The sequence below is a fragment of the Zunongwangia sp. L-65 genome, from assembly GCF_056859415.1.
Map to the genome: position 1 here is coordinate 7,501 of NZ_JBSXOK010000074.1, position 21,422 is coordinate 28,922.

A 21,422-nucleotide genomic window follows, 5' to 3' on the forward strand; every position below is an offset into this window, starting at 1 on the left:
ACTAATAAAATGATATATTCTTTTTTCTTATTTCTTTCTCCTGGGGTATATTTCATTCTACAAATTTCGGTAAGAAAATAGTTTTTGAAACTATGAAGATCAGGTTTAACCTAAGATTAATAGATTTCATTTTATGTTTTGACAGATGCAATCTATTCATGGAGAATAACAGTATAAAAACAAAGGCCGAAATTGAAGAATTTCGGCCTTTGTTTTTTCTATTTTTAAAGTATTTAATTTCCTAAAATTTTATTTAGTGTTTCGCTAGGTAGCATTGCACTACTTGTTTTATGATCGTCCATTTTATAGTACCCACCAATATCTTGAGGAGATCCCTGGGCTCCATTAAGTTCTTCAATAATTTTGGCTTCATTAGCTTCAAGTTCAGAAGCAATTTTTTCGAAATGCTCTTTTAAATCGGCATCTTTATCTTGATTTGCTAAGGCTTCGGCCCAATAAAGTGCAAGATAGAAGTGACTTCCACGGTTATCAAGTTCATTCACCTTTCTAGACGGAGATTTACCATTTTCAAGAAACTTCTCTGTTGCTTTGTCCAGGGTGTCTGATAAAACGAGAGCTCTTTTATTATTATATTTATTGCCTAAATGCTCTAAAGAAACAGCTAAAGCAAGAAACTCTCCTAAAGAATCCCATCTTAAATGCCCTTCTTCAACAAATTGTTGTACATGTTTAGGTGCTGATCCGCCAGCACCGGTTTCAAATAGTCCACCTCCATTCATTAGCGGTACAATAGAAAGCATTTTCGCACTTGTTCCTAATTCTAAAATTGGGAATAAATCCGTTAAATAATCTCTAAGTACATTACCGGTTACAGAGATGGTATCTTTTCCGTCTTTTACTCTTTTTAATGTAAATTCAGTTGCTTTCAACGGAGACATGATTTCAATTTGAAGTCCTTTAGTATCATGTTCTGGAAGATACTTTTGTACTTTCTCAATCAATTGGGCATCATGAGCTCTTTCGTTATCTAACCAGAATACAATTGGCATTCCACTTTCTTTACCGCGATTTACAGCCAATTTTATCCAATCCTGTATAGGAGCATCTTTTACCTGGCACATTCTCCAGATGTCCCCTTCTTCAACTTCATGCTCCATTAAAGTGTCTCCTTTAAGATCTACAACTTTAACTGTACCAACTTCTGGAATTTCAAAAGTTTTATCATGTGAACCATACTCTTCTGCTTTTTGGGCCATAAGTCCTACATTAGGTACAGTTCCCATAGTAGTTGGATCAAAAGCACCATGTTCTTTACAGAAATCTATAGTTGCCTGGTAAATTCCGGCATAACTACTATCTGGGATTACCGCCTTAGTATCCTGAGTTTTATTGTCTTTATTCCACATTTGTCCGGATGTTCTAATCATTGCAGGCATAGAAGCGTCAATAATGACATCACTTGGAACATGTAGGTTGGTAATTCCTTTATCAGAATTTACCATTGCTAAATCAGGACCGTTTTTAATAGCAGTCTGAATAGCATCATTTATTTCTTTTCTTTTATCTTCAGGTAAAGATTCTATAGCACTTAAGATGTCTCCAAGTCCGCTGTTTGGATTTCCTCCAGCTTTCTTTATATCCTTACCATATTTTTCAAATACATCAGCAAAAAATACTTTTACAGCATGACCAAAAATAATAGGATCTGAAACCTTCATCATGGTGGCTTTCATGTGAAGAGAAAAAAGCACACCTTTATCCTTAGCATCCTGAACTTGTTCTTTTAAGAATTTCTCTAATTGAGAAATATTCATTACTGTACCGTCAATAATTTCACCGGCAAGTAATTTGAGTCCTTTCTTAAGTACAGTTTGTTCTCCAGAAGCTGAAGTAAAAACGATGTCTACGCTATCATCTTCGTTTAAAGTAACAGATTTTTCGTTATGGTAAAAATCACCACTATCCATAGTGGCTACATGAGATTTAGAATCTGAACTCCATTCCCCCATAGAATGAGGGTTTTTCTTTGCGAAATTCTTTACCGCTTTTGGAGCCCTACGATCGGAGTTACCTTCACGTAATACAGGGTTTACTGCACTACCTTTTACTTTATCGTATTTTGCTCTAATTTCTTTTTCCTCTTCAGTAGCTGGTTCATCAGGATATTCAGGAAGTTTGTATCCTTTTTCCTGAAGTTCTTTAATAGCTGCTTTTAACTGAGGAATAGAAGCACTAATATTAGGTAATTTAATAATGTTGGCTTCTGGTTTCTTTGCCAATTCACCAAGTTCTGCAAGTGCATCTGCAACTTTTTGGTTGTCTTCTAAAAACTCGGGAAATTGAGAAAGAATACGTCCAGCAAGAGAAATATCTTTTGTTTCTAGAATTACATCTGCTGCTTTGGTATAAGTTTGTACGATGGGAAGTAATGAGTATGTGGCTAAAGCCGGAGCTTCATCTGTTTTGGTATAAAAAATCTTGGTGTTTTCTGCCATTATTCAATTTTTTTTGATTTGTCAAATTTCGTACCAACCCTGCAATGATACAGAGTTTGCTGTCTTCGCAATATACTATTTTTTAGACATTTTAGCTAGCAATTTACGGGCAAAGCCTGTTAAGAAAGACTAAAAATAAGGCATAAAAAAACTCCGTTGAAAACGGAGTTTTTAAATTGTATTGTAAAAAGTAAAAATTAAGCTCTTTTAGCTTCTTTAATACGAGCTTTTTTACCTGTAAGTTCTCTAAAGTAGAAAATTCTAGCTCTTCTAACGCTACCTCTTTTGTTGATCTCAATCTTTTGGATCGCAGGAAGGTTTACAGGGAAGATACGCTCTACACCTACAGTTCCACTCATTTTTCTAATAGTGAAAGTCTGTGAGCTACCTGTTCCTCTTTTTTGAATAACAACTCCACGGAAGAACTGAGTACGGGTTTTTTGCCCCTCTTTAATTTCGTAATAAACGGTAATAGTATCTCCAGCTGAAAATTCAGGAAGATCTTTCTTGGTAACGAATTCGTCTTGAACGTATTTAATTAACGATTCCATAGTTAAATATTTAAGATGCAAGCTAAAACAACGTTCACGGTTCTCGCCAGAGGTTATTTTAGAACGGATGCAAAATTATAAATTTTATTTTTATAATTACATGTTTTAATGAAGAATTTTAATCTTCTTCCAAAAGATCTGGTCTAAGCTTTTGTGTGCGCTTAAATGCTTCATTTTCACGCCATTCTTCTATCTTTGGAAAATTCCCTGTAGTTAAAATTTCAGGTACTTTCCATCCTTTATATTCAGCGGGTCTGGTATATACAGGAGGAGCTAATAGGTTGTCCTGAAACGAATCTGTTAATGCTGATGTTTCATTGCCTAAAACTCCCGGGATAAGCCTAATGACCGCGTCACATAAAATAGCTGCACCTAATTCTCCACCAGACAATACATAATCACCTACTGAAATTTCTTTAGTAATAAAATGATCGCGTACCCGCTGATCTACCCCTTTATAATGACCGCAAAGAATGATGATATTTTCCATCATTGAAACTCTATTAGCCATTTTTTGATTTAAGGTGGCACCATCAGGGGTCATATAAATTACTTCGTTATAGTCTCGTTCAGACTTAAGCTTAGTAATGCATTTATCTATAGGTTCGATCATCATCACCATTCCTGCGCCCCCGCCAAATTGGTAATCGTCAATTTGCTTATAATTATCAGTCACATAATCCCGTAAATTATGCATGTGGATTTCTACGTGTCCTTTTTCGATCGCTCGTTTAAGAATTGATGCTTCAAACGGACTTTTAAGAATATCAGGAACAACTGTGATAATATCTATTCGCATGGCGCTTTAATTTAAGAATGCAATTTTAAGACTGTAAAGATGCGAATAATTGCAGAATTTAAGTGTTCATTTTGTTTACCTTGTTTTTTTCATCCTGAAGAAGTCGGCCAAGGCGTTGCTCTTTTTCTAAGGCTTTTTTCTTATAGGTATCAAATTCCTTTTCAGTATCATCAAGACGTTTTTTGGCCTCTTTGGTTACCGCATTAGAATTTTTAAACTTATAAATAAAGAAAACCAGGGCTAAGATAAGAATGGCAACAATTCCCCACATCATCGCCATGTAGGTTCCTTTTGTTAGCGGCATACCTAAAAAAACGATATTATCTTTCTCTTCGGTAACTTGTTGAAGATTTTGCTGTGTTGTTTTTAATTCACCTTCTAAATTAGCAATTTCTTCTTCCTGTTGGTCTGCTGTATTTTTGCCAACCGTAATTTGATCTTTTAATTCCTGGATATAATCGTTGGTCTTGTCCCTTAGATCTACCAGTTCATCATAATTAACCACCTTATATTCCTGATAATTGTTGGAAGATTCAATTAACTCCTGAAATTTTTGTTGAATAGGATTTGTGGTAAGAATACTGTCCTGGGCATTACTTTTTAAAGTAAATGCGGTAAAAATTAATAGTGTAATTAGTAGCTTATTCATTTTAAAATGAAGTTTTCGTGTTTGTTAGTACCAACGTAACCTTTAAAATGTTATTTTATTGTATGGGTACGGTGTTTTTTTTGGTTGTAATTTTCAAAACAAAAAGTATATGGGGCAAAGAATATTAGCTTTAATCTATCCTGGAGCATTTAGGCGCATCCAACACCGATAGCTTCAATTTTATTGGTAGAAATTTTAGAAAGGATTTTCCCTTGTTACTTTATTAGACTTTGCGAATTCTCCTCCTTATTGCAGTGATTTATTTCTTCTGTTTTGCATCCTCGAAATTAATTTCTTCATTCACGCTATTTTTAAATGCATTAATCCATGCATTTTCAAAAATATTGAATACGGTAGGTAAAACTCCTGTTTTTACATTTTTAAGATCTCCTTCTAGTGGTACTTTTGTTGCTAAAGTATCTGTGCCCTGATTTTTAAGGATAAATTTAAAAACTCCAACAAATCCTTCCCAGAGCTTTTTGAAAAGTCCGCCTTCTTCATCTTTTCCAATAAGTTTAGTATTAATAAACATGGGTTTAATATAACCTTTCAGGTAGGCATCATTTATGGCAATTTCGCTGTAAAGCTCAAAAGTTCCGCTTTCAAAATCTACACCGGCATAGCGTTGGATAAGATCATTAATTCCCGTAGCTCTTGCTTTTTGTAAGGAGAAATCAATATCCATATCAGGGATTTCCTTTAATAGGTTCATATTGCCATGAAGCTTTACATTACCACCTCCAATAGAAACCGCGGTAGCCTGAATGTTTGATGGCAATGGCTTTTCATTGTTGATTACATTGCTAAGATTGGTTGCCTGTAAGTTTACTTTTTGCATAAACATATCAATCTGAGGATCCGAGGAGAGCTGAACGAAATTTGCCGTGCCATTGTATACCTGAAGGTGGTTAATGTCAATAGGTACAAGATCGGTTAAGGCTTTTGTCCAATCTTCGGTTTTTGGATTTTCCACAGCAGTAGTATCCTGTTGATCTTCGAAAATATAATTAAATTTGGGACTATGCATTTCAATTTCGCTTACTACCTTACCCTTTAGCAGGGACTTCCATTCTATTGAAATATCAGTTTCCGGAAAATCGAGTAGGGGAGTTTCAGTTTCCGCCTTTTCTTTTATTAATACTAAAGAATCTATGGTATAAGCACCTCGCCATAAGGCAATATCAATATCTTCTACATGGCCATGATAACCAGGAATATTATTTAGCGTTTTGTTTACGTAATTTTTAACGATAAGAGGCAGGAATAGACGAAAAACAATAAGAGCTCCTAAAATGATTACCGGAGCGATATATCGCTTCTTTTTAAGATGTCGTCTTTTTCTTTTAGAACTCATGCTTTATTTTTTACAAAATTGCATAAAGCCCTTAAATCGATGGGTTAAGTTTATCACAAAAAAAGATACCCGCCATTGGCGGGTATCGGGATTGGAAAAAATACAGGTTTAGTAGTAAGTATATCGCCTAACTTTTGCAATATACTTTGCTAGCCTGATTACCTGATGACTATAGCCATACTCATTATCGTACCATATATATAAGACGATATTTTTTCCATTGTTTGCAACAATAGTTGCTTTGCTGTCATAAATGGCGGGAGCTGAAGAACCGATAATGTCTGATGAAACCAATTCGTTATCTATCGAAAACTTAATTTGTTCAACCAAATCACCTTCCAGCGCATATTTTTTTAAGACTGAATTTACGCCTTCTACAGAGGTTTGACTTTCCACCTGTAAATGTAAAATAGCTAATGATCCGTTAGGAACAGGAACACGTATCGCATTAGAAGTTAATTTTCCTTCCAATTGCGGAAGACATTTTGCTACTGCTTTACCGGCGCCGGTTTCCGTAATTACCATATTTAAACTGGCTGCGCGACCACGGCGATATTTACTATGCATATTATCAACCAGGTTTTGATCGTTTGTATATGCGTGAATGGTTTCTAAATGTCCGTCAATAATTCCCAGAGATTCGTCTATGGCTTTTAGAACTGGAGTAATCGCGTTTGTGGTGCAGCTGGCTGCCGAGTATATATTATGTTCCTCTGGCTTAAATAACGTGTGGTTTGCCCCGTGGACGATATTCGGAATTCCTTTTCCCGGCGCGGTAAGCAAGATCTTGGCTGCTCCTTTAGATTTCAAGTGTCGTTGTAGCGCTTCCTTATCTCTGAAAGCACCAGTATTGTCGATAATCAACGCCTCACTGATACCCCATTTGGTGTAATCTATATCCTCAGGATTAGAGGCGCTAATTATATGTACAGTTGTATCGTTAATTATTAATGCAGATTTTTCAATACTATAGGAAACTGTTCCTGCAAATTCACCATGAACCGAATCATTCATTAAAAGAGAAGCTCTTTTAGCTAAGACTTCTTCAGATATTTTGTCTCGAGTAACGATGGCTCTTAGTCTTAATTGATTTCCTTTACCGGTTTTAGTCATTAATTCGCGGGCAACTAAGCGTCCAATCCTTCCGAATCCATAAAGCACTACATCTTTAGGAGTTACTGCTTCTACATCTTTAGCATCGTTTAATTTATCAGACACAAAGGCCATGGCATTTGTATACTCTTGATCTTCTAAATGATACTCATAAGTAAGTTTCCCAATGTCTAATTTTGCAGGAGGAAGGTTTAGGTCTTTAATAGCTTTGATGATTTCAACTGAATCGAAAATAGAGATCGGCTTTTGTACAAAAGCACCTGCATATTCATGAAGGTTTAAAATGTCGCTAACATTTTTATTGATAAGCTGATTTCTAAAAAGAACGAGCTCGATAGATTTATCATACCATAAGTCACTTACTATATTAATAAATTCTACGGTGGCACGTCTTCGGTCTGCCTGAAATGCAAGTTCTCTTTCGTAAACTTTATTTAAGCTCATTTTGTTTAAATATGTGGTTAAATTTAATACAAAAGTATGTATTTCAAACGTTTTCGTAAAATAATTAAGGAATAAAAAAACTCCTGTAAATCAGGAGTTTTAAGTGTATTTTTAACGTTTGCAGGCTATCTGAAGATTACACGCTGCTTTTGGCCGGTTTTATCTATAAAAGTCATGGTTAATCCCTGTCCTCTTTCTAAAGATTTAAAAGCTTCTTCTGCATCGCGAATGTCATAAATCTTATCGCCGTTAATCTCTGTAATAATTGCTCCTACAAATTCTTCTTCAGCATATTGATCGCTCAATGTTTTACTAATTTTTACACCATTTTCGGTTTGGTAAAACTTCAATTCGTCTTTAGAAGCATTGGTAACTTCTAAACCAATTGGGAGCTGCGTAACGCTAAGTTTTGTTAATTTTACGGCGATTTCTTTTTCGACACCATTTCTTAATACTGTTACATTTACGGTATCATTTGGCCGTTTGGTGTTGATATAACCAGTAAGGTCTGAGAATTTATTCACCTTAATATTATCAATTTTTCTGATAACATCTTTCGCTTTAATTCCGGCTTTTTCAGCTCCGCTTCCAGAAGTTACCTCACTTACATAAACTCCCTGCGTGGTTCCATATTCTTCACTAAGCTCTGGAGTTCTGTTGAAATCGCTTCCACGAATACCAAGAATTCCCTGTTGGATATCCCCATATTCCATAATATCTTCTACAATTTTTCTGGCATTATTAGAGGGTACTGCAAATGCATATCCTACATAACTACCCGTCATAGAAGTGATGGCCGTGTTAATTCCTATTAATTCACCGTTAATATTTACAAGGGCCCCCCCGCTGTTTCCGGGATTAATTGCAGCATCGGTCTGGATAAATGATTGTCCTGTTGCGTTGGGATTCAAGTTTCTGGATTTTGCGCTTATAATACCAGCGGTAACAGTCGATTTTAAATTAAAAGGATTACCAACGGCTAATACCCATTCCCCAACTTTTGTATTGTTCGAGTTTCCAAAAGGAATATATTCAAGGTCTTCTTCCGGTTCCACTTTAATTAAGGCAATGTCTGAAATGGCATCGGTACCAATAACTTTTGCCTTATAGGTTTTGTTGTTATTTAAGGTTACCTCTAATTCGTTAGCACCATCGATGACGTGGTTGTTGGTCACAATGTAGCCATCAGGGGTGATAATTACACCAGATCCAGTACCGCGCAGGGCTTTGCTGGACTCCGTTTTTCCCTGCATTACATCTGCCCAACTTCTTGGGCCGCTGTATACCGCAACATTTTTAACATGAACTACAGCATGTACGGTCTTCTCTGCAGCTGCAGTAAAATCTACATTGGTACCATAGGTACGATTGGCATCATAATTTGCTTGAATAAGGCTTTGGGTAGCATCTTGCTTTTCTTGCAAGAAGGAAACATTTTCTTCTTCAAAAAATAGCTTGTAGCTACCTAATGTTAATGCTCCACCCAGGATGGAAACAATAAGTAAACTTGCTAATTTTCTCATATTCTTCTGAAAAATTTTATTTATTAAACTTTTAATTTATACTAATTATATTCTATTTTCCTGTTTGTCAGCTCATACTTAAAAACGCAGAAGTCACTTCTAAAATTGTATATTTGCGTCTTTAAAATCTGCTAAATAATGGGACTTCAGTTTTTCAAATATCAGGGAACAGGTAACGATTTTGTAATGATTGATAATCGCAATAATGTAGTATCCAAAAACGATACCAAACTGATCAACAGGCTCTGCGACCGAAAATTTGGCATAGGGGCCGATGGCTTAATCCTTTTGGAACATCCCGATGTTGAAGGAGATGATTTTAAAATGGTTTATTTTAATGCAGATGGTAATCAAAGCAGTATGTGCGGTAACGGAGGTCGATGTTTGGTGGCTTTTGCAAAAATGCTTGGAATTATCGAAACCCAGGCTAAATTTACCGCTATTGATGGTCCTCATAAAGCCTTTATAGACAAGGACAATGTTGTGAATTTACAGATGCAAAACGTCTCTGATATATACCAATCTGGAAATATAGCTTTTCTGGATACCGGATCTCCACATCATATTGTGTTTACTGAAGATGTAAAAAATCTAGATGTAAAAGAAGAGGGAGCGGCTATACGTTATTCTAGCGATTATAAAGAAAAAGGGACAAATGTAAACTTTGTAGAAAAGACGGATGAAGAGGATACTTTTATCGTAAGGACTTATGAGCGTGGAGTAGAAGATGAAACTTTGGCTTGCGGCACCGGTGTAACTGCTGTTGCTATTGCCGCACATCATAGTAATCGTACCAAAGCCAGTGAGGTGAAATTACAGGTTCCGGGTGGTAATTTATCGGTAAGTTTTAAAAGCGATGGCGATAGTTATAGCGATGTCTGGCTTAAAGGACCTGCTGTGCTTGTTTTTAAAGGAGAGATAGCATGCTAACCTTAAAAGGAGAAAAATTATATCTAAGAGCATTAGAACCTGAAGACCTCGAGTTTCTTCATGAGTTGGAGAATAACGAGGAGTTTTGGGAAGTAAGTGCAACCCAGGCTCCTTTTTCGAAATACATACTTAAAAAATATCTGGAAAATTCTCATCTTGATATTTATGAAGTAAAACAATTACGACTGGTTATCTGTAATCTGGACCATCGCCCTATTGGTTTGATTGATATTTTTGATTTTGAACCTAAAGATCGACGGGCGGCGATCGGACTTCTTATTGCAAATCCGGAAGAGCGACAAAAAGGCTTTGGAGCTGAAAGTTTATCACTGGTTTGCAAATATTGTTTTAAGCATTTAGGCCTACATCAGGTTTATGCCAACATAACAGCGGATAATTTGCGGAGTTTACGCCTTTTTGAAAATATAGGTTTTACAAAAGCGGGATTAAAAAAAGAATGGACGTTTGTAAATGGTCGTTTTAAGGACGAGTATTTATATCAACTAATTAACAATAATGTACATTAAAAAAATAGTAGTAGCCATAGCAGTTTTAGGACTGGTGGCTGTAGGTGGATTTAGTTATTATATTTATCAAACCATTTTTGGAATAAACACTGCTTTTTCTTCGAGCCAGAAAGTGGTTTTGATCCCAACAAATTCTGATTATCCAGCAGTGCTAGATAGTTTAAAACCGCTTATTAAAGACCTAAATAGTTTTAATATAGTTGCTGAAAAAAAGCAATACCCCAATAATATAAAAGCAGGAAGGTTTATTCTAAAAAAAGGAATGAATAATAACGAAATTATTAATGCTTTGCGTAGTAAAAATATGCCTGTAAATGTGACTTTCAATAATCAGGAGCGCATTGAGGATTTGGCGGGACGTGTGGCAGCTCAAATTGAAGCAGACAGTCTTAGTTTATTAGAAGCAATGCAAAGCAAGGATTTTCTTGCTGAGAACAGTTTTGATGATGCTACTGCTTTGGGAATGTATATTCCCAATAAATATGAATTCTTCTGGAATACATCGGCTGAAGAGTTTAGAAGTCGTATGAAAAAGGAATACGATCGTTTTTGGACAGACACAAGATTGCAAAGAGCAGAAGAAATTGGTTTAACACCCGCACAGGTCATTACAATGGCTTCTATCGTCCAGAAAGAAACAGCAAAGGTAGACGAACGTCCAAGAGTAGCTGGAGTATATATGAATCGTTATAAAAACGGTTGGAAACTAGATGCTGATCCTACAGTAATTTATGCGATCAAAGAAAAAACTCAAAACTTTGACACGATCATAAAAAGGGTTCTTTATAAAGATTTAGAGCTGGATTCTCCTTATAATACTTATAAATATGCTACAATTCCGCCGGGTCCCATTAGTATGCCCGATATTTCTTCAATCGAAGCGGTATTAAATTACGAGGACCATGACTATTTCTATTTTGTAGCCAATGTTGAAAATTTTGGTTATCATAAATTCGCGAAGACCCTTGCCCAGCACAACCGTAACAAGCAGGAATATATACGGTGGATTAATAAAAAGGGGATAAAAAGGTAGAAACTTCCAGAATTAAGGAAAGTCTAACTTATTGATATTATGTGTGTTGGTGTTTTGTTAACGACAGGAGTCTCTTTGTGAAAGGTTTAACACTCTGTTATTCAGATTATTAAAATTTGTTGTACATTTGCCCTCGCAAATTTGAAGAGAGATCAATTTTATAAAGATAGCAATAAATATTGATTTAACAAGCTCTTCAGAAAAAAAATGTAATGAGTAAGAAAATTGTTAAACTTTCTTGGCTGCCAGTTCTTGCTGGATCTGTATTTTTTAGTTTCAGCACCAAGAAGGCAGCAGATTTAGAGATTGAAGGTTTTACTACTCCAAATCTTGAATTAGATTATACGGTTTCACCAGATACGTTACCGTTAAAAACTTCAGAAGTGGCTTTAAAAGCCCTTCCAAGACTAGGGAAGTCTTACACAGGGTTTAAAGAAGCTATTGGTTTTAAAGAATCACGTGGAGACTACAAGAGCATCAATGAGTATGGATATATGGGAAAATACCAGTTTGGTAAAGGAACCCTTAATTTATTAGGCGTTTACGATACCCAGGAATTTCTTAATAATCCAGAACTTCAGGAAGCAACTTTTTATACTAATGCTTCTCGTAACAAATGGATCCTTATTCGTGACATTAAGCGCTTCGTGGGTAAAAACATAAACGGGGTGGAAGTTACAGAATCTGGAATACTGGCAGCGGCACATCTTGCTGGGCCTGGTAGCGTGAAAAAGTATTTAAGAAGTTATGGTGGGCAAATGTTTAACGACGCATTTGGAACCAGTATTAAATACTATATGAAGCGTTTTGCAGGTTATGATACATCGTTTATCCAACCCGTTAAAAATCCAAGAGTAGATTTATCAAAAATAGAAGCTGTTAATTCCTGATTTTAGGAATCAGTCTTTTTGAAGTACAAAAATGGTAGGTCTTTTATGAAGATCTACCTTTTTTTGTTTCCATTCATTAATAGATAAGCTAAGGATAAACTCTGTGGGTAGCGTAAGATCGCAGGCAATGCACAACCGTGTGGTTGGATGTAAGATTTGGAGAAGATCCTCTAGAAGTTTGTTATTACGGTACGGTGTTTCAATAAAAACCTGGGCCATATTTTTTTCGGAAGAAATGCGCTCAAGGTTTTTTAACTCCTGTTTCTTTTCTTTTTTATCGATAGGCAGGTAGCCATTAAAACTAAATGACTGACCATTCATACCGCTGCCCATCATGGCTAGTAATATAGAAGAAGGACCAACTAAAGGGACTACCTGTATTCCATTTTGATGCGCTAACTTTACAATTTCGGCACCTGGATCGGCAACACCGGGCACACCAGCTTCACTAATAAGTCCCATATCAAAACCTTCTTTGCAGGCATCCAGAAAGTTTGGGATTTCGGTGATTTCCGTAAATTTATTTAGCGTTTTAAACTTTAAAATTTGTTGTTTTTTCTGCGGAACAAGTTTTTTTATTGCTCTGCGGGCTGTTTTTTCATTTTCAGCAATGTAATGATCTATGCGCTCTACGTGCTTTTTTACCGTTAAGGGCAAAACATCTATGGGGTTAGATTCACCAAGTGTTGTTGGAATTAAATAAAGTTTTCCCGAAAATGAAAAGTTTTGTCCCATTAGTAAGTTCCGTTTTTTATTTTTTCAACGATTTTCACTGTAGCTTCATCCAGCATTTGATACACATTTTCGAAGCCCTGATCACCACCATAATAAGGATCGGGAACATCTACATTTTCGCCGGGGAAAATCTCGTTTAAAATGAGTTTTATTTTTGCTTTTTCCTCTTCAGAATCAGCTAAAGCAATAGCATCGCGAAAATTGGAATTATCCATTACAAAAATATGGTCAAAATCTTTTAAATCCTGTTTAGTAAGTTGTCGGCCACGCTGGTCGGTTATGTCTAGATTATGCTTTTTGGCAGTAGCGATAGATCGGCGATCGGGCAGATCACCAATATGATAGTTGCTGGTACCGGCAGAATCTACATAAACTTCGTTTGCATTTACTTTTGCCTTTAGCACTCCTTCTGCAAGTGGAGAGCGACAAATGTTACCCAGGCAAACCATTAGGATTTTTTTCTTTTCCATAGTTTAGTAGCTATTTTAAAGCAAAAAAGCTCTTTTTAAAGAGCTTTTTTGAAACTTAAATCGTTAATTTTTTATTGAGATCTTCTACAAATTTCTTGAATTGTTTATCTGTAGAAGCAAGATTGTCTACTGTTTTGCAAGCGTGTAAAACCGTTGCGTGATCACGGCTTCCTATTTGCGAACCAATACTGGCCAAAGAAGCTTTGGTAAATTTTTTAGCAAAAAACATTGCCAGTTGCCTGGCCTGTACAATATGGCGCTTTCTTGTTTTAGATTGCAAAGTTTCCACATCCATCTGGAAGTAATCACTTACTACTTTTTGAATGTAATCTATGCTTACCTCTCGCTTGGTATTTTTAACGTAATTATCTACGATTTTTTTCGCAAGTTCTAAGGTTACATCTTTTTTATTGAAAGAAGAATGAGCGATTAAAGAAATAATAGCTCCTTCTAATTCGCGAATATTCGCTTTAATATTATTCGCTAAAAATTCAACAATCTCTTCCGGCATTTCCACACCATCCCGATAAAGTTTGTTCTTAATGATAGAAACGCGGGTTTCAAAATCTGGATGTTGCAATTCAGCTGAAAGTCCCCATTTAAATCGAGAAAGCAAGCGTTGCTCAATATCCTGCATATCTACAGGGGCCTTATCACTGGTAAGGATTACCTGCTTTCCGTTTTGATGTAAATGGTTGAATATGTGGAAAAATACATCCTGCGTTCCTGCTTTACCCGATAGTAATTGAATGTCATCTACAATTAAAACATCGATAATTTGATAGAAGTGAATAAAGTCATTTCTATTATTTTTTTTAACAGATTCGATATATTGTTGCGTAAATTTTTCCGCAGAAATATAAAGGACGGTTTTCTCTGGGTATTTGTCTTTAATTTCAACTCCAATGGCATGCGCTAAATGGGTTTTTCCAAGACCAACGCCTCCAAAAATAAGAAGCGGATTAAAAGATGTTCCTCCAGGTTTATTAGCGACGGCCAAACCAGCAGATCTTGCCAGACGATTGGAGTCACCTTCAAGGAAATTTTCGAAGTTATAACTCGGGTTTAATTGTGATTCAATTTTTACATTTCTAATGCCCGGGATGACAAATGGATTTTTTAATTCCGGGTTTTTATTCTTTACAGGAACATCCACTTCCTGTGAGGTCATATTAGCTCGTTGTGTACTAGGAATTTTTTCGGTAAAAGGTAATTTATTACCGTAGGTGTTTTCCATTTTGATAACGTACACCAATTTTGCTTTTTCACCAAGCTCTCTTGTTAAGCTAACTTTTAAAAGCTTAACATAATGCTCTTCAAGCCACTCATAGAAAAACTTAGACGGTACCTGTATACTTAATGCACAATCGGTAAGTTTTACTGCTTGTATAGGCTCGAACCAGGTTTTATAGGCCTGCGGCGAAATGTTATCTTTTATAAAAGCTAGACAGCTATTCCAAACTGATTGCGCAGTTTTCGACATGCTAAGTGTGGCGTTATTTAGGGTTATTATAATGTTTGAATTTACTCCTGATAAGAGTGCTCCTGTTTAAAAGGAGGGGCACAAAGATGTGAACAAAATATGTAAAAAAAAAACCCATTTGGTATTGAATTTTTGGAATATTTTACTCATACTTATAATGACTCAAATCTCAAAATTTATTTTATTTCAAGTTTTAAAATTCGCCAATGAAAGACCATTTATCTATACTAAAAGTACGATATGCAGAAACAGACCAAATGGGTGTTGTGCATCATGGTAATTATGCTCAGTATCTGGAAATTGCGCGAATTGACTGGCTTGAAAAAATTGGTATTTCCTATAAAAGTATGGAAAAAAACGGTATTATGCTACCAGTTTATGAAATGAATTTTAAGTTTAAGAAATCGGCTTTTTTTGACGACCAATTAAAGATTTTTACCAGTCTTAGACAGAGACCGGATGTAAAAATAATTTTTGATTATAAAATTTATAATCAGGACGGGGAATTGTTAACAACTGCCAACACCGTTTTAGTTTTTATGGATGCAAAAACTAGGCGCCCCATACGATGCCCGGATTATGTTTTGGAGAAGCTTTAGAAAATAAAGAATAGACAATTATTTTGAATGTTGAATGAGATTGGAACCAAGATTCAAGTATCAGGAGTCAAGATGATGTTGACTATTTAATATTTAAGTAAAGATTTTTTATTCTGAATTTGGATTGCAAAAACAAATTATAGCTTATTATACTGGATACTGATTGCTAACTGAGAATGACCAATGAATTTGTTAACTGTCCACTCTTTTTATTCCTACTTTATAAGTAGTATTGAATTTATCAAATATCGCTTCGGCTTCTTTTTTACGGACTGATAGATAGATTTTGCAATCTAATTCCAGTTTTTGTTCAACAATATTTAGGTTATATTCTTTGATGAGCCGCATTACGATATTCATTTCAGGATAATCAAAAGAAACTTCAAAAACTTCGTCAATTGTACGTTCTAAGATATTTGAGTTTTCCAGCGCCATTTGGGCGGCAGTTTTGTAAGCATTTATAAGTCCGCCAACACCTAATTTTACGCCACCAAAATAACGAACCACAACAATAAGTACATTCGTTACTTCAAAAGACTGTATTTGCCCGTAAATTGGCATCCCTGCCGAGTTGGATGGTTCGCCATCGTCATTAGCACGATAATAAATATCCTGTTCTTCCTTTCCTGTTTGCCAGGCATAACACCAGTGCCTTGCTTTGTGATGTTTAGACTTTAATTCTTCCAGATACAGATTAGCCTCCTCTTCATTTTTGACAGGAAAGGCATAACCAAAAAACTTCGAGTTTCGGTCTTTAAATAATACTTCTTCTGAGGCTTTGGTTATGGTTTTGTAAGTGTCCTTCATTTTGGCAAACTAAGGAATTTTGACGGCATAGTTCTTAAGAGAATAGTTCTTTCTTTGTGGTAAATAGATCAATTACATCCTCTCGCGTAGGTTCCAGATTCCAAATATTGATGCCTAAAGCAGCGGCGGCATCAGTATTTTCCCTGGTGTCGTCTATAAAGAGACATTCTTCTGGTTTTAGGTTATGCTGTTGCAGCACATATTCGTAAATATTAGCATCGGGTTTTCTGAAATTGATCTCGTAAGACAAATAGAACGCATCAAAACATTGCTGAAATTCGTTAAAAAAAGATATATTTTCTTTAACCCAATCGATATGAATTTCGTTAGTGTTGCTTAAAAGAATAAGCTGATAATCTTTCTCTACAGCCAATTTTTTAATGAACTCTAAGCGATATTTAGGAAAATCTACCAAAATGGCGTTCCAGGCTTTCAGAAAATTGTCTTTTTCAATAGATGTAAACTCTTTTTTATAGCTGTTGAAGAATTCTTCTGAGGATAGTAAACCTTTTTCGTATTCCTGGTTGGCGCTGAGTATGGAATCTGGTAAATTTTTAACTCCGAATTTCTTTAATTGTGCCGGGGTAGCCGACTTATCCAGGTTGATGAAAATATCGCCAAAATCAAAAATGATGGTTTTAATCATTTAAATAGGTCTTTAACAGGTTGTCTTCTATTTTTTCTTCGGAAATTAACTTTCCCTGAAATTTAGGTGCTGAAACTCCCATTTTTAACTGAACATTTCCCGAAAATACACGCGCTTCATCCCATAATTTCGCATCGATAAAACTTTGAAGTGTTTGCAATCCCCCTTCAATAATAACCGACTGTAAATTTTCCTGAAATAAGATACTCCCAATTTGTTCGGGTAAATTTTGACTAAAATCAGCGTGCCGATATTCTAGGTTTTTTGACGTTATTTTCTGATTATTTTCAGTAATAATAATTGTTTTGATACTTCCGTCGAAAATAGCCGATGCTGCCGGAATTTTTCCAGAGCGATCGATCACCACCCGTACGGGATTGTTCCCGGCATATAATCTCGTATTGAGTTTTGGGTTATCTTCGATTGCCGTTTTTGTTCCCACGAGAATCGCCTGTTCTTCAGCGCGCCATTTGTGTACCAGTTGTTTTGAGTAGCGATTGCTGATCCAAACAGGAGCACGATCTTCACGTTGCAGCGGGGCGATAAAACCATCTTCACTTTGCGCCCATTTTAATATAATATAAGGACGCTTTTTATTGTGAAACGTAAAGAATCTTTTGTTAAGGTGCTGTGCCTCTTGTTCAAGAACGCCCAGCATTACATCGCAACCGGCTTCCATTAGTTTTTTAATGCCTCGTCCGGCAACTTCAGCAAAAGGATCTACAGTGGCAACCACTACTTTTTTGATCCCTTTCGCAATGATTAAATCACTACAAGGTGGCGTTTTTCCAAAATGGCTGCAAGGTTCTAAACTTACATAAATGGTCGATTTCTTTAAAAGGTCTCGGTTTTTAACTGAATTTACTGCGTTAACCTCGGCATGAGGCTCTCCCGCTTTTTGATGCCAGCCTTCGCCAATAATTTGGTTTTTATAAACAATCACACTACCAACCATGGGATTTGGATAGGTGCTTCCCAATCCGTTTTCGGCGAGTTGCAAACAGCGTTTTATATATTTTTCGTGTATATTCACAGCCACAAAAATAGGATTAATTAGTAAGAATGAGCATGCTTAAAATTAGGGAAATTCAGCAGCAAGACAATCAGCAGGTTAAAAAAGTTATCCAGGATGTTTTGATAGAAATGGGAGTTCCAAAAGTAGGAACCGCATATGAAGATAAAGCCCTTGATGATATGACGGCGGAATATAAGGCAGAACGAAAAGCTTATTTTGTAATTGAAAAAAATAATCAAATCATAGGTTGTTGTGGTATTGGTCCTTTACCTGGATTTGAGGAGAAAATTTGCGAATTACAAAAGATGTATTTTTTACCAGAAGCTCGTGGAAGAGGTCTTGGAGCACAAATGATGGATACCTGCTTAAAATATGCTAAAAGTCAGGGTTATAAAAAGTGTTATATCGAAACTTTACCTTATATGAAAGATGCTTGTAAATTGTATAAGAAAACCGGTTTTGAGGAATTAGAAAAACCACTAGGCAATACAGGACATTATAATTGTACAGTTTGGCTGATAAAGGATTTGTAGTTAGAAGTTAGAAAGTAGAGAATAGCGTTTTTTATTTTATATTTTGAATGTTGGATTTTGAATAAGCTTTCTAAACTATTGCCTTGCTCGAAAATGATAATCTCATTTCTATGCTTATCTCTGCCTTTTGAAAGCTCTTCATAATTGAAAGTTAGGGTTTAGAAAATAGAAAAGGCGAGAAAATAAAAAATAGAGTATAGAGTTTAGACTTTGTATTTTAAATTTTTAATGTAGGGTTTTGAATGAGATGGAAACACGAGTTAAGAATGTTTTTAATTCTTAAATGTTGAATTTAATTCAAGCTGATCGCAAAGGGCTGATTAAAAGCTGTAATCCTTAAACTCTTAACTAAAGTAAGCAATGACCGTCACTCAACTTAAAAATAAATTCCTGGAAAACCTTGATGATAAGTATCCTAAAGAAGAAAATCTGTCTTTCTTCAATTTATTGGCCGAACATTTCTTGCAGTTAAACAGGTTACAGATCGCTTTAGAACCTAATAAAAAACTAAATGCTACTGAAGTTAGTGAATTTGAGGAAGCTTTAGAAAAACTTCGTGTTTTCGAACCTGTTCAGTACATTATTGGAGAAACCGAATTTTTTAGTCTGAGTTTTAAAGTCACGCCCGGCGTTTTAATTCCGCGTCCGGAAACCGAAGAACTGGTGCAATGGATTTTAGATGAGGTGTCCCCGAAGCAGCAACAGGATTTACATATATTGGATATTGGAACAGGAAGTGGTTGCATTCCCATTAGTTTAAAAAAACACCTGCCAAAAGCCCAAATTTCAGCCATAGATATTTCAGAAGAAGCTTTAAAAGTGGCTAATCTAAATACTGAAAAAAATAAAGTTTCAGTACATTTAGTTCACCAGGATATTCTTTCCACACAAAAACTTCCACGGCAATTTGATGTCATCGTTTCTAACCCACCTTATGTGCGGGAATTGGAGAAGGCCGAAATGCAGCAGAATGTATTGCAATACGAACCGGAAACGGCACTCTACGTAAAAGATGAAAATCCTTTACTTTTCTACAATAAAATCACGAAATTAGCACAAGAAGGACTATCCAAAAATGGGTTGTTGTTTTTTGAAATTAATCAATATCTGGGAGAAGAAACTAAAACGATGGTTGAAGAGCATGGTTTTAGGGCGGAGCTTCGAAAGGATATGTTTGGTAATTTTAGAATGCTAAAAGCCCAAAAACGCTAAAAAATTATTGTTTTGAAAGAAAAGAAAACACAGAGTTCCCTAAAAAGCATAGCTGTTTTTTGTGCCAGCAGCGATGGTGTTGATTCAGAAATAATTGAAACCTCTAAAAAATTAGGGGAATTTTTGGCCAAAAATAATATTCGCCTGGTGTATGGTGGAAGCAAACTTGGATTAATGGGGCAGGTAGCTACCGGTGTTAATGAAAATGGAGGGAAAGCAACCGGTGTTATTCCTGAATTTTTAAAAACCAAAGAAGTGGTACATACCCAATTGGATAAATTAATTACCACCCAGGATATGCATGAGCGAAAACTCACCATGCATAAACTTAGTGATGGTTTTATCGCACTTCCCGGTGGTTTTGGGACTTTTGAGGAGCTTTTTGAAATTATTACCTGGGCCCAACTGGGCTTGCATCAAAAACCAATTGGATTACTGAATATCAATGGTTTTTATGATGATTTAATGGCGATGCTTAGGAAGATGGTAAAAACAGGTTTATTAAAAAAAGAGAATTACGATTTGTTGATTATTGCTGAAACCATCGAAGAACTGTACGAAAAGATGAAATTTTTTAAACCACAACCTACACCAAAGTGGATTACTAAAAGTCAGACCTAATGAAGATTGAATATTTAGAAATTTATACTTCGGCGATAAAGGAACAATTGAACTTTTATCGTGATGTGCTTGGGTTTTCCATAACTAGAAATTCTGAAAATAACTTTAGGTTTTCTGCCGGGTTTACAGAAATATGTTTTCAGTTTAAAAAGGATGCAAAGCCCTATCATATTGCGTTTCATATTCCTGCACATCAGGAAGATTTAGCCTTAAATTGGCTAAAAGAACGCGTTGTTATTGAAAAAAATGATACCGAGGAAATTATAGATTTTAAGAATTGGAAAGCAAAATCAGTATATTTTAAAGATCCTGATGATAATATTTTAGAGCTTATTTCCAGACGTGATCTTTATCCATCTCAGAAAAAATGTTTTAACGTAAATTCCATCTTAGGAGTTTCCGAAATTGGTTTAGCGGTTGAAATCATTGAGCCTTATTATACCTATTTACATCGTCAATTCGGTTTAGGAATTTACGATGGAAATTTAGATCGATTTTGTGCCATTGGTGATGATGAAGGACTTATAATTGCAGTGAATCGACACAACAGAGATTGGTTTCCTACTAATCAAACTGCTTTTGCAGCCGATTTTAAAGTTAATTTCACCCATCAGGGCTCAGAATTTAGTTTTACATCCAAAGATGTATAAGCCTTAAAAATACGTATGGAACTAGTTATTGTTGGTTTAAAAGCGGTCATTGTAATAGAACATTTTTATATTCTCTGGTTTGAAATGTTTGCCTGGGAAACCGTCGGGAAAAAGACCTTTAAATCTTTGCCAGCAGATCTTTTCCCTAAAACAAAATCTTTAGCGGCTAATCAGGGTTTGTATAATGGCTTTTTAGCGGCCGGTTTGGGGTGGACCTTTTTTATAGATAATGGGGATTGGCAACACAATATTTCAATCTTTTTTCTTTTATGTATAGCCATAGCCGGAATTTATGGAGCCTTAAGTGCTACTAAAAAAATATTCTTTATTCAGGCGTTACCAGCAATACTTACACTTTTATTAATTTTTATAGAACAATAAG

24 protein-coding genes (1 of these 24 running past the window's edge) are annotated in these 21,422 nt (G+C 35.6%); 10 read left to right on the plus strand and 14 right to left on the minus strand.

The features are described from left to right. The 8 genes from AC13DP_RS16045 to AC13DP_RS16080 all read right to left on the minus strand — a co-directional run. A protein-coding gene (locus AC13DP_RS16045; RefSeq protein WP_013073004.1) for a multidrug effflux MFS transporter crosses the window boundary here: on the minus strand, nt 1-56 show its 5' portion. The gene continues 1,162 nt to the left of window position 1, outside the view; the window shows 56 of its 1,218 coding nt (coding positions 1-56); the start codon lies at nt 54-56; the stop codon falls past the left edge of the window. Between the two features lie 177 nt (nt 57-233). Continuing rightward, on the minus strand, nt 234-2,456 hold the full coding sequence (locus AC13DP_RS16050) for an NADP-dependent isocitrate dehydrogenase (protein ID WP_483068106.1): 2,223 nt from the start codon (nt 2,454-2,456) through the stop codon (nt 234-236). Nucleotides 2,457-2,653: 197 nt separating this feature from the next. After that, a complete protein-coding gene (gene rplS / locus AC13DP_RS16055) occupies nt 2,654-3,007 on the minus strand; it encodes a 50S ribosomal protein L19 (RefSeq protein ID WP_013073002.1) in 354 nt (117 codons plus the stop codon). A 118-nt stretch (nt 3,008-3,125) separates the two neighbouring features. Next, the gene (gene trmD / locus AC13DP_RS16060) at nt 3,126-3,806 is read right to left on the minus strand and encodes a tRNA (guanosine(37)-N1)-methyltransferase TrmD (protein ID WP_013073001.1); all 681 of its coding nucleotides are present in this window, start codon (nt 3,804-3,806) and stop codon (nt 3,126-3,128) included. 58 nt (nt 3,807-3,864) lie between these two features. Next, nucleotides 3,865-4,455: a hypothetical protein gene (locus tag AC13DP_RS16065; RefSeq protein WP_013073000.1), complete on the minus strand. Its 591-nt coding sequence runs from the start codon at nt 4,453-4,455 to the stop codon at nt 3,865-3,867. A gap of 259 nt (nt 4,456-4,714) precedes the next feature. Next, nucleotides 4,715-5,809 carry a DUF748 domain-containing protein gene (locus AC13DP_RS16070; protein ID WP_483068107.1) on the minus strand — a complete coding sequence of 365 codons (1,095 nt, stop codon included), beginning with the start codon at nt 5,807-5,809 and terminating at the stop codon, nt 4,715-4,717. 108 nt (nt 5,810-5,917) lie between these two features. Further along, on the minus strand, nt 5,918-7,366 hold the full coding sequence (locus tag AC13DP_RS16075) for a glyceraldehyde-3-phosphate dehydrogenase (protein WP_483068108.1): 1,449 nt from the start codon (nt 7,364-7,366) through the stop codon (nt 5,918-5,920). 125 nt (nt 7,367-7,491) lie between these two features. Next, nucleotides 7,492-8,889: a S1C family serine protease gene (locus AC13DP_RS16080; RefSeq protein WP_013072996.1), complete on the minus strand. Its 1,398-nt coding sequence runs from the start codon at nt 8,887-8,889 to the stop codon at nt 7,492-7,494. 138 nt (nt 8,890-9,027) lie between these two features. Here AC13DP_RS16080 and dapF point away from each other — a divergent pair, with 138 nt between their 5' ends. From dapF to AC13DP_RS16100, 4 genes are all read left to right on the plus strand, one after another. Further along, nucleotides 9,028-9,819, plus strand: a complete 792-nt coding sequence (gene dapF / locus AC13DP_RS16085) for a diaminopimelate epimerase (RefSeq protein WP_347406676.1) — start codon at nt 9,028-9,030, stop codon at nt 9,817-9,819. Beyond that, on the plus strand, nt 9,813-10,346 hold the full coding sequence (locus AC13DP_RS16090; RefSeq protein ID WP_013072994.1) for a GNAT family N-acetyltransferase: 534 nt from the start codon (nt 9,813-9,815) through the stop codon (nt 10,344-10,346). Before dapF ends, AC13DP_RS16090 begins: the two co-directional genes overlap by 7 nt. Beyond that, nucleotides 10,336-11,379, plus strand: coding sequence for an endolytic transglycosylase MltG (gene mltG / locus AC13DP_RS16095; protein WP_483068109.1), 1,044 nt, complete (start codon nt 10,336-10,338; stop codon nt 11,377-11,379). The genes AC13DP_RS16090 and mltG overlap by 11 nt, the downstream gene beginning before the upstream one ends. A 212-nt stretch (nt 11,380-11,591) precedes the next feature. Continuing rightward, entirely contained in the window at nt 11,592-12,269 is a 678-nt protein-coding gene (locus AC13DP_RS16100) for a peptidoglycan-binding protein LysM (protein WP_228252234.1), read from the plus strand. Between the two features lie 9 nt (nt 12,270-12,278). Here the strand turns inward: AC13DP_RS16100 and AC13DP_RS16105 are convergent, their stop codons facing one another. The 3 genes from AC13DP_RS16105 to dnaA are packed head-to-tail and all read right to left on the minus strand — an operon-like array spanning nt 12,279 to nt 14,957. Next, nucleotides 12,279-13,004, minus strand: a complete 726-nt coding sequence (locus AC13DP_RS16105; protein WP_013072991.1) for an SAM-dependent methyltransferase — start codon at nt 13,002-13,004, stop codon at nt 12,279-12,281. Continuing rightward, nucleotides 13,004-13,474 carry a low molecular weight protein-tyrosine-phosphatase gene (locus tag AC13DP_RS16110; RefSeq protein WP_272957575.1) on the minus strand — a complete coding sequence of 157 codons (471 nt, stop codon included), beginning with the start codon at nt 13,472-13,474 and terminating at the stop codon, nt 13,004-13,006. Before AC13DP_RS16110 ends, AC13DP_RS16105 begins: the two co-directional genes overlap by 1 nt. 55 nt (nt 13,475-13,529) lie before the next feature. Continuing rightward, nucleotides 13,530-14,957 (minus strand): chromosomal replication initiator protein DnaA, encoded by a 1,428-nt coding sequence (dnaA, locus tag AC13DP_RS16115; protein WP_228252236.1) that lies wholly within the window; start codon nt 14,955-14,957, stop codon nt 13,530-13,532. A gap of 206 nt (nt 14,958-15,163) precedes the next feature. Between dnaA and AC13DP_RS16120 the strand changes: the two genes are divergently transcribed. After that, the gene (locus AC13DP_RS16120; protein ID WP_041579044.1) at nt 15,164-15,556 is read left to right on the plus strand and encodes an acyl-CoA thioesterase; all 393 of its coding nucleotides are present in this window, start codon (nt 15,164-15,166) and stop codon (nt 15,554-15,556) included. 192 nt (nt 15,557-15,748) lie between these two features. Here the strand turns inward: AC13DP_RS16120 and AC13DP_RS16125 are convergent, their stop codons facing one another. From AC13DP_RS16125 to ribD, 3 genes are read right to left on the minus strand one after another with little or no spacing between them, the layout of a single operon-like run. Next, nucleotides 15,749-16,363, minus strand: a complete 615-nt coding sequence (locus AC13DP_RS16125; RefSeq protein WP_483068110.1) for an IMPACT family protein — start codon at nt 16,361-16,363, stop codon at nt 15,749-15,751. Nucleotides 16,364-16,397: 34 nt separating this feature from the next. After that, nucleotides 16,398-17,009, minus strand: a complete 612-nt coding sequence (locus AC13DP_RS16130) for an HAD family hydrolase (protein WP_483068111.1) — start codon at nt 17,007-17,009, stop codon at nt 16,398-16,400. Then, on the minus strand, nt 17,002-18,042 hold the full coding sequence (gene ribD / locus AC13DP_RS16135; protein WP_483068112.1) for a bifunctional diaminohydroxyphosphoribosylaminopyrimidine deaminase/5-amino-6-(5-phosphoribosylamino)uracil reductase RibD: 1,041 nt from the start codon (nt 18,040-18,042) through the stop codon (nt 17,002-17,004). Before ribD ends, AC13DP_RS16130 begins: the two co-directional genes overlap by 8 nt. Nucleotides 18,043-18,071: 29 nt before the next feature. On the opposite strand from ribD, the gene AC13DP_RS16140 reads away from it, so the two are divergent. The 5 genes from AC13DP_RS16140 to AC13DP_RS16160 all read left to right on the plus strand — a co-directional run bounded on the left by AC13DP_RS16140 (nt 18,072) and on the right by AC13DP_RS16160 (nt 21,421). Next, complete coding sequence (locus tag AC13DP_RS16140; RefSeq protein ID WP_483068113.1) at nt 18,072-18,557, plus strand: GNAT family N-acetyltransferase; 486 nt, start codon at nt 18,072-18,074, stop codon at nt 18,555-18,557. A gap of 360 nt (nt 18,558-18,917) precedes the next feature. Next, nucleotides 18,918-19,769 carry a peptide chain release factor N(5)-glutamine methyltransferase gene (gene prmC, locus AC13DP_RS16145; protein ID WP_483068114.1) on the plus strand — a complete coding sequence of 284 codons (852 nt, stop codon included), beginning with the start codon at nt 18,918-18,920 and terminating at the stop codon, nt 19,767-19,769. A 12-nt stretch (nt 19,770-19,781) separates the two neighbouring features. Further along, complete coding sequence (locus AC13DP_RS16150) at nt 19,782-20,390, plus strand: LOG family protein (protein WP_483068115.1); 609 nt, start codon at nt 19,782-19,784, stop codon at nt 20,388-20,390. After that, nucleotides 20,390-21,040 carry a VOC family protein gene (locus AC13DP_RS16155; protein WP_483068116.1) on the plus strand — a complete coding sequence of 217 codons (651 nt, stop codon included), beginning with the start codon at nt 20,390-20,392 and terminating at the stop codon, nt 21,038-21,040. Before AC13DP_RS16150 ends, AC13DP_RS16155 begins: the two co-directional genes overlap by 1 nt. A 15-nt stretch (nt 21,041-21,055) precedes the next feature. Further along, on the plus strand, nt 21,056-21,421 hold the full coding sequence (locus AC13DP_RS16160; protein WP_483068117.1) for a DUF1304 domain-containing protein: 366 nt from the start codon (nt 21,056-21,058) through the stop codon (nt 21,419-21,421). Nucleotide 21,422: the final 1 nt, after the last annotated feature.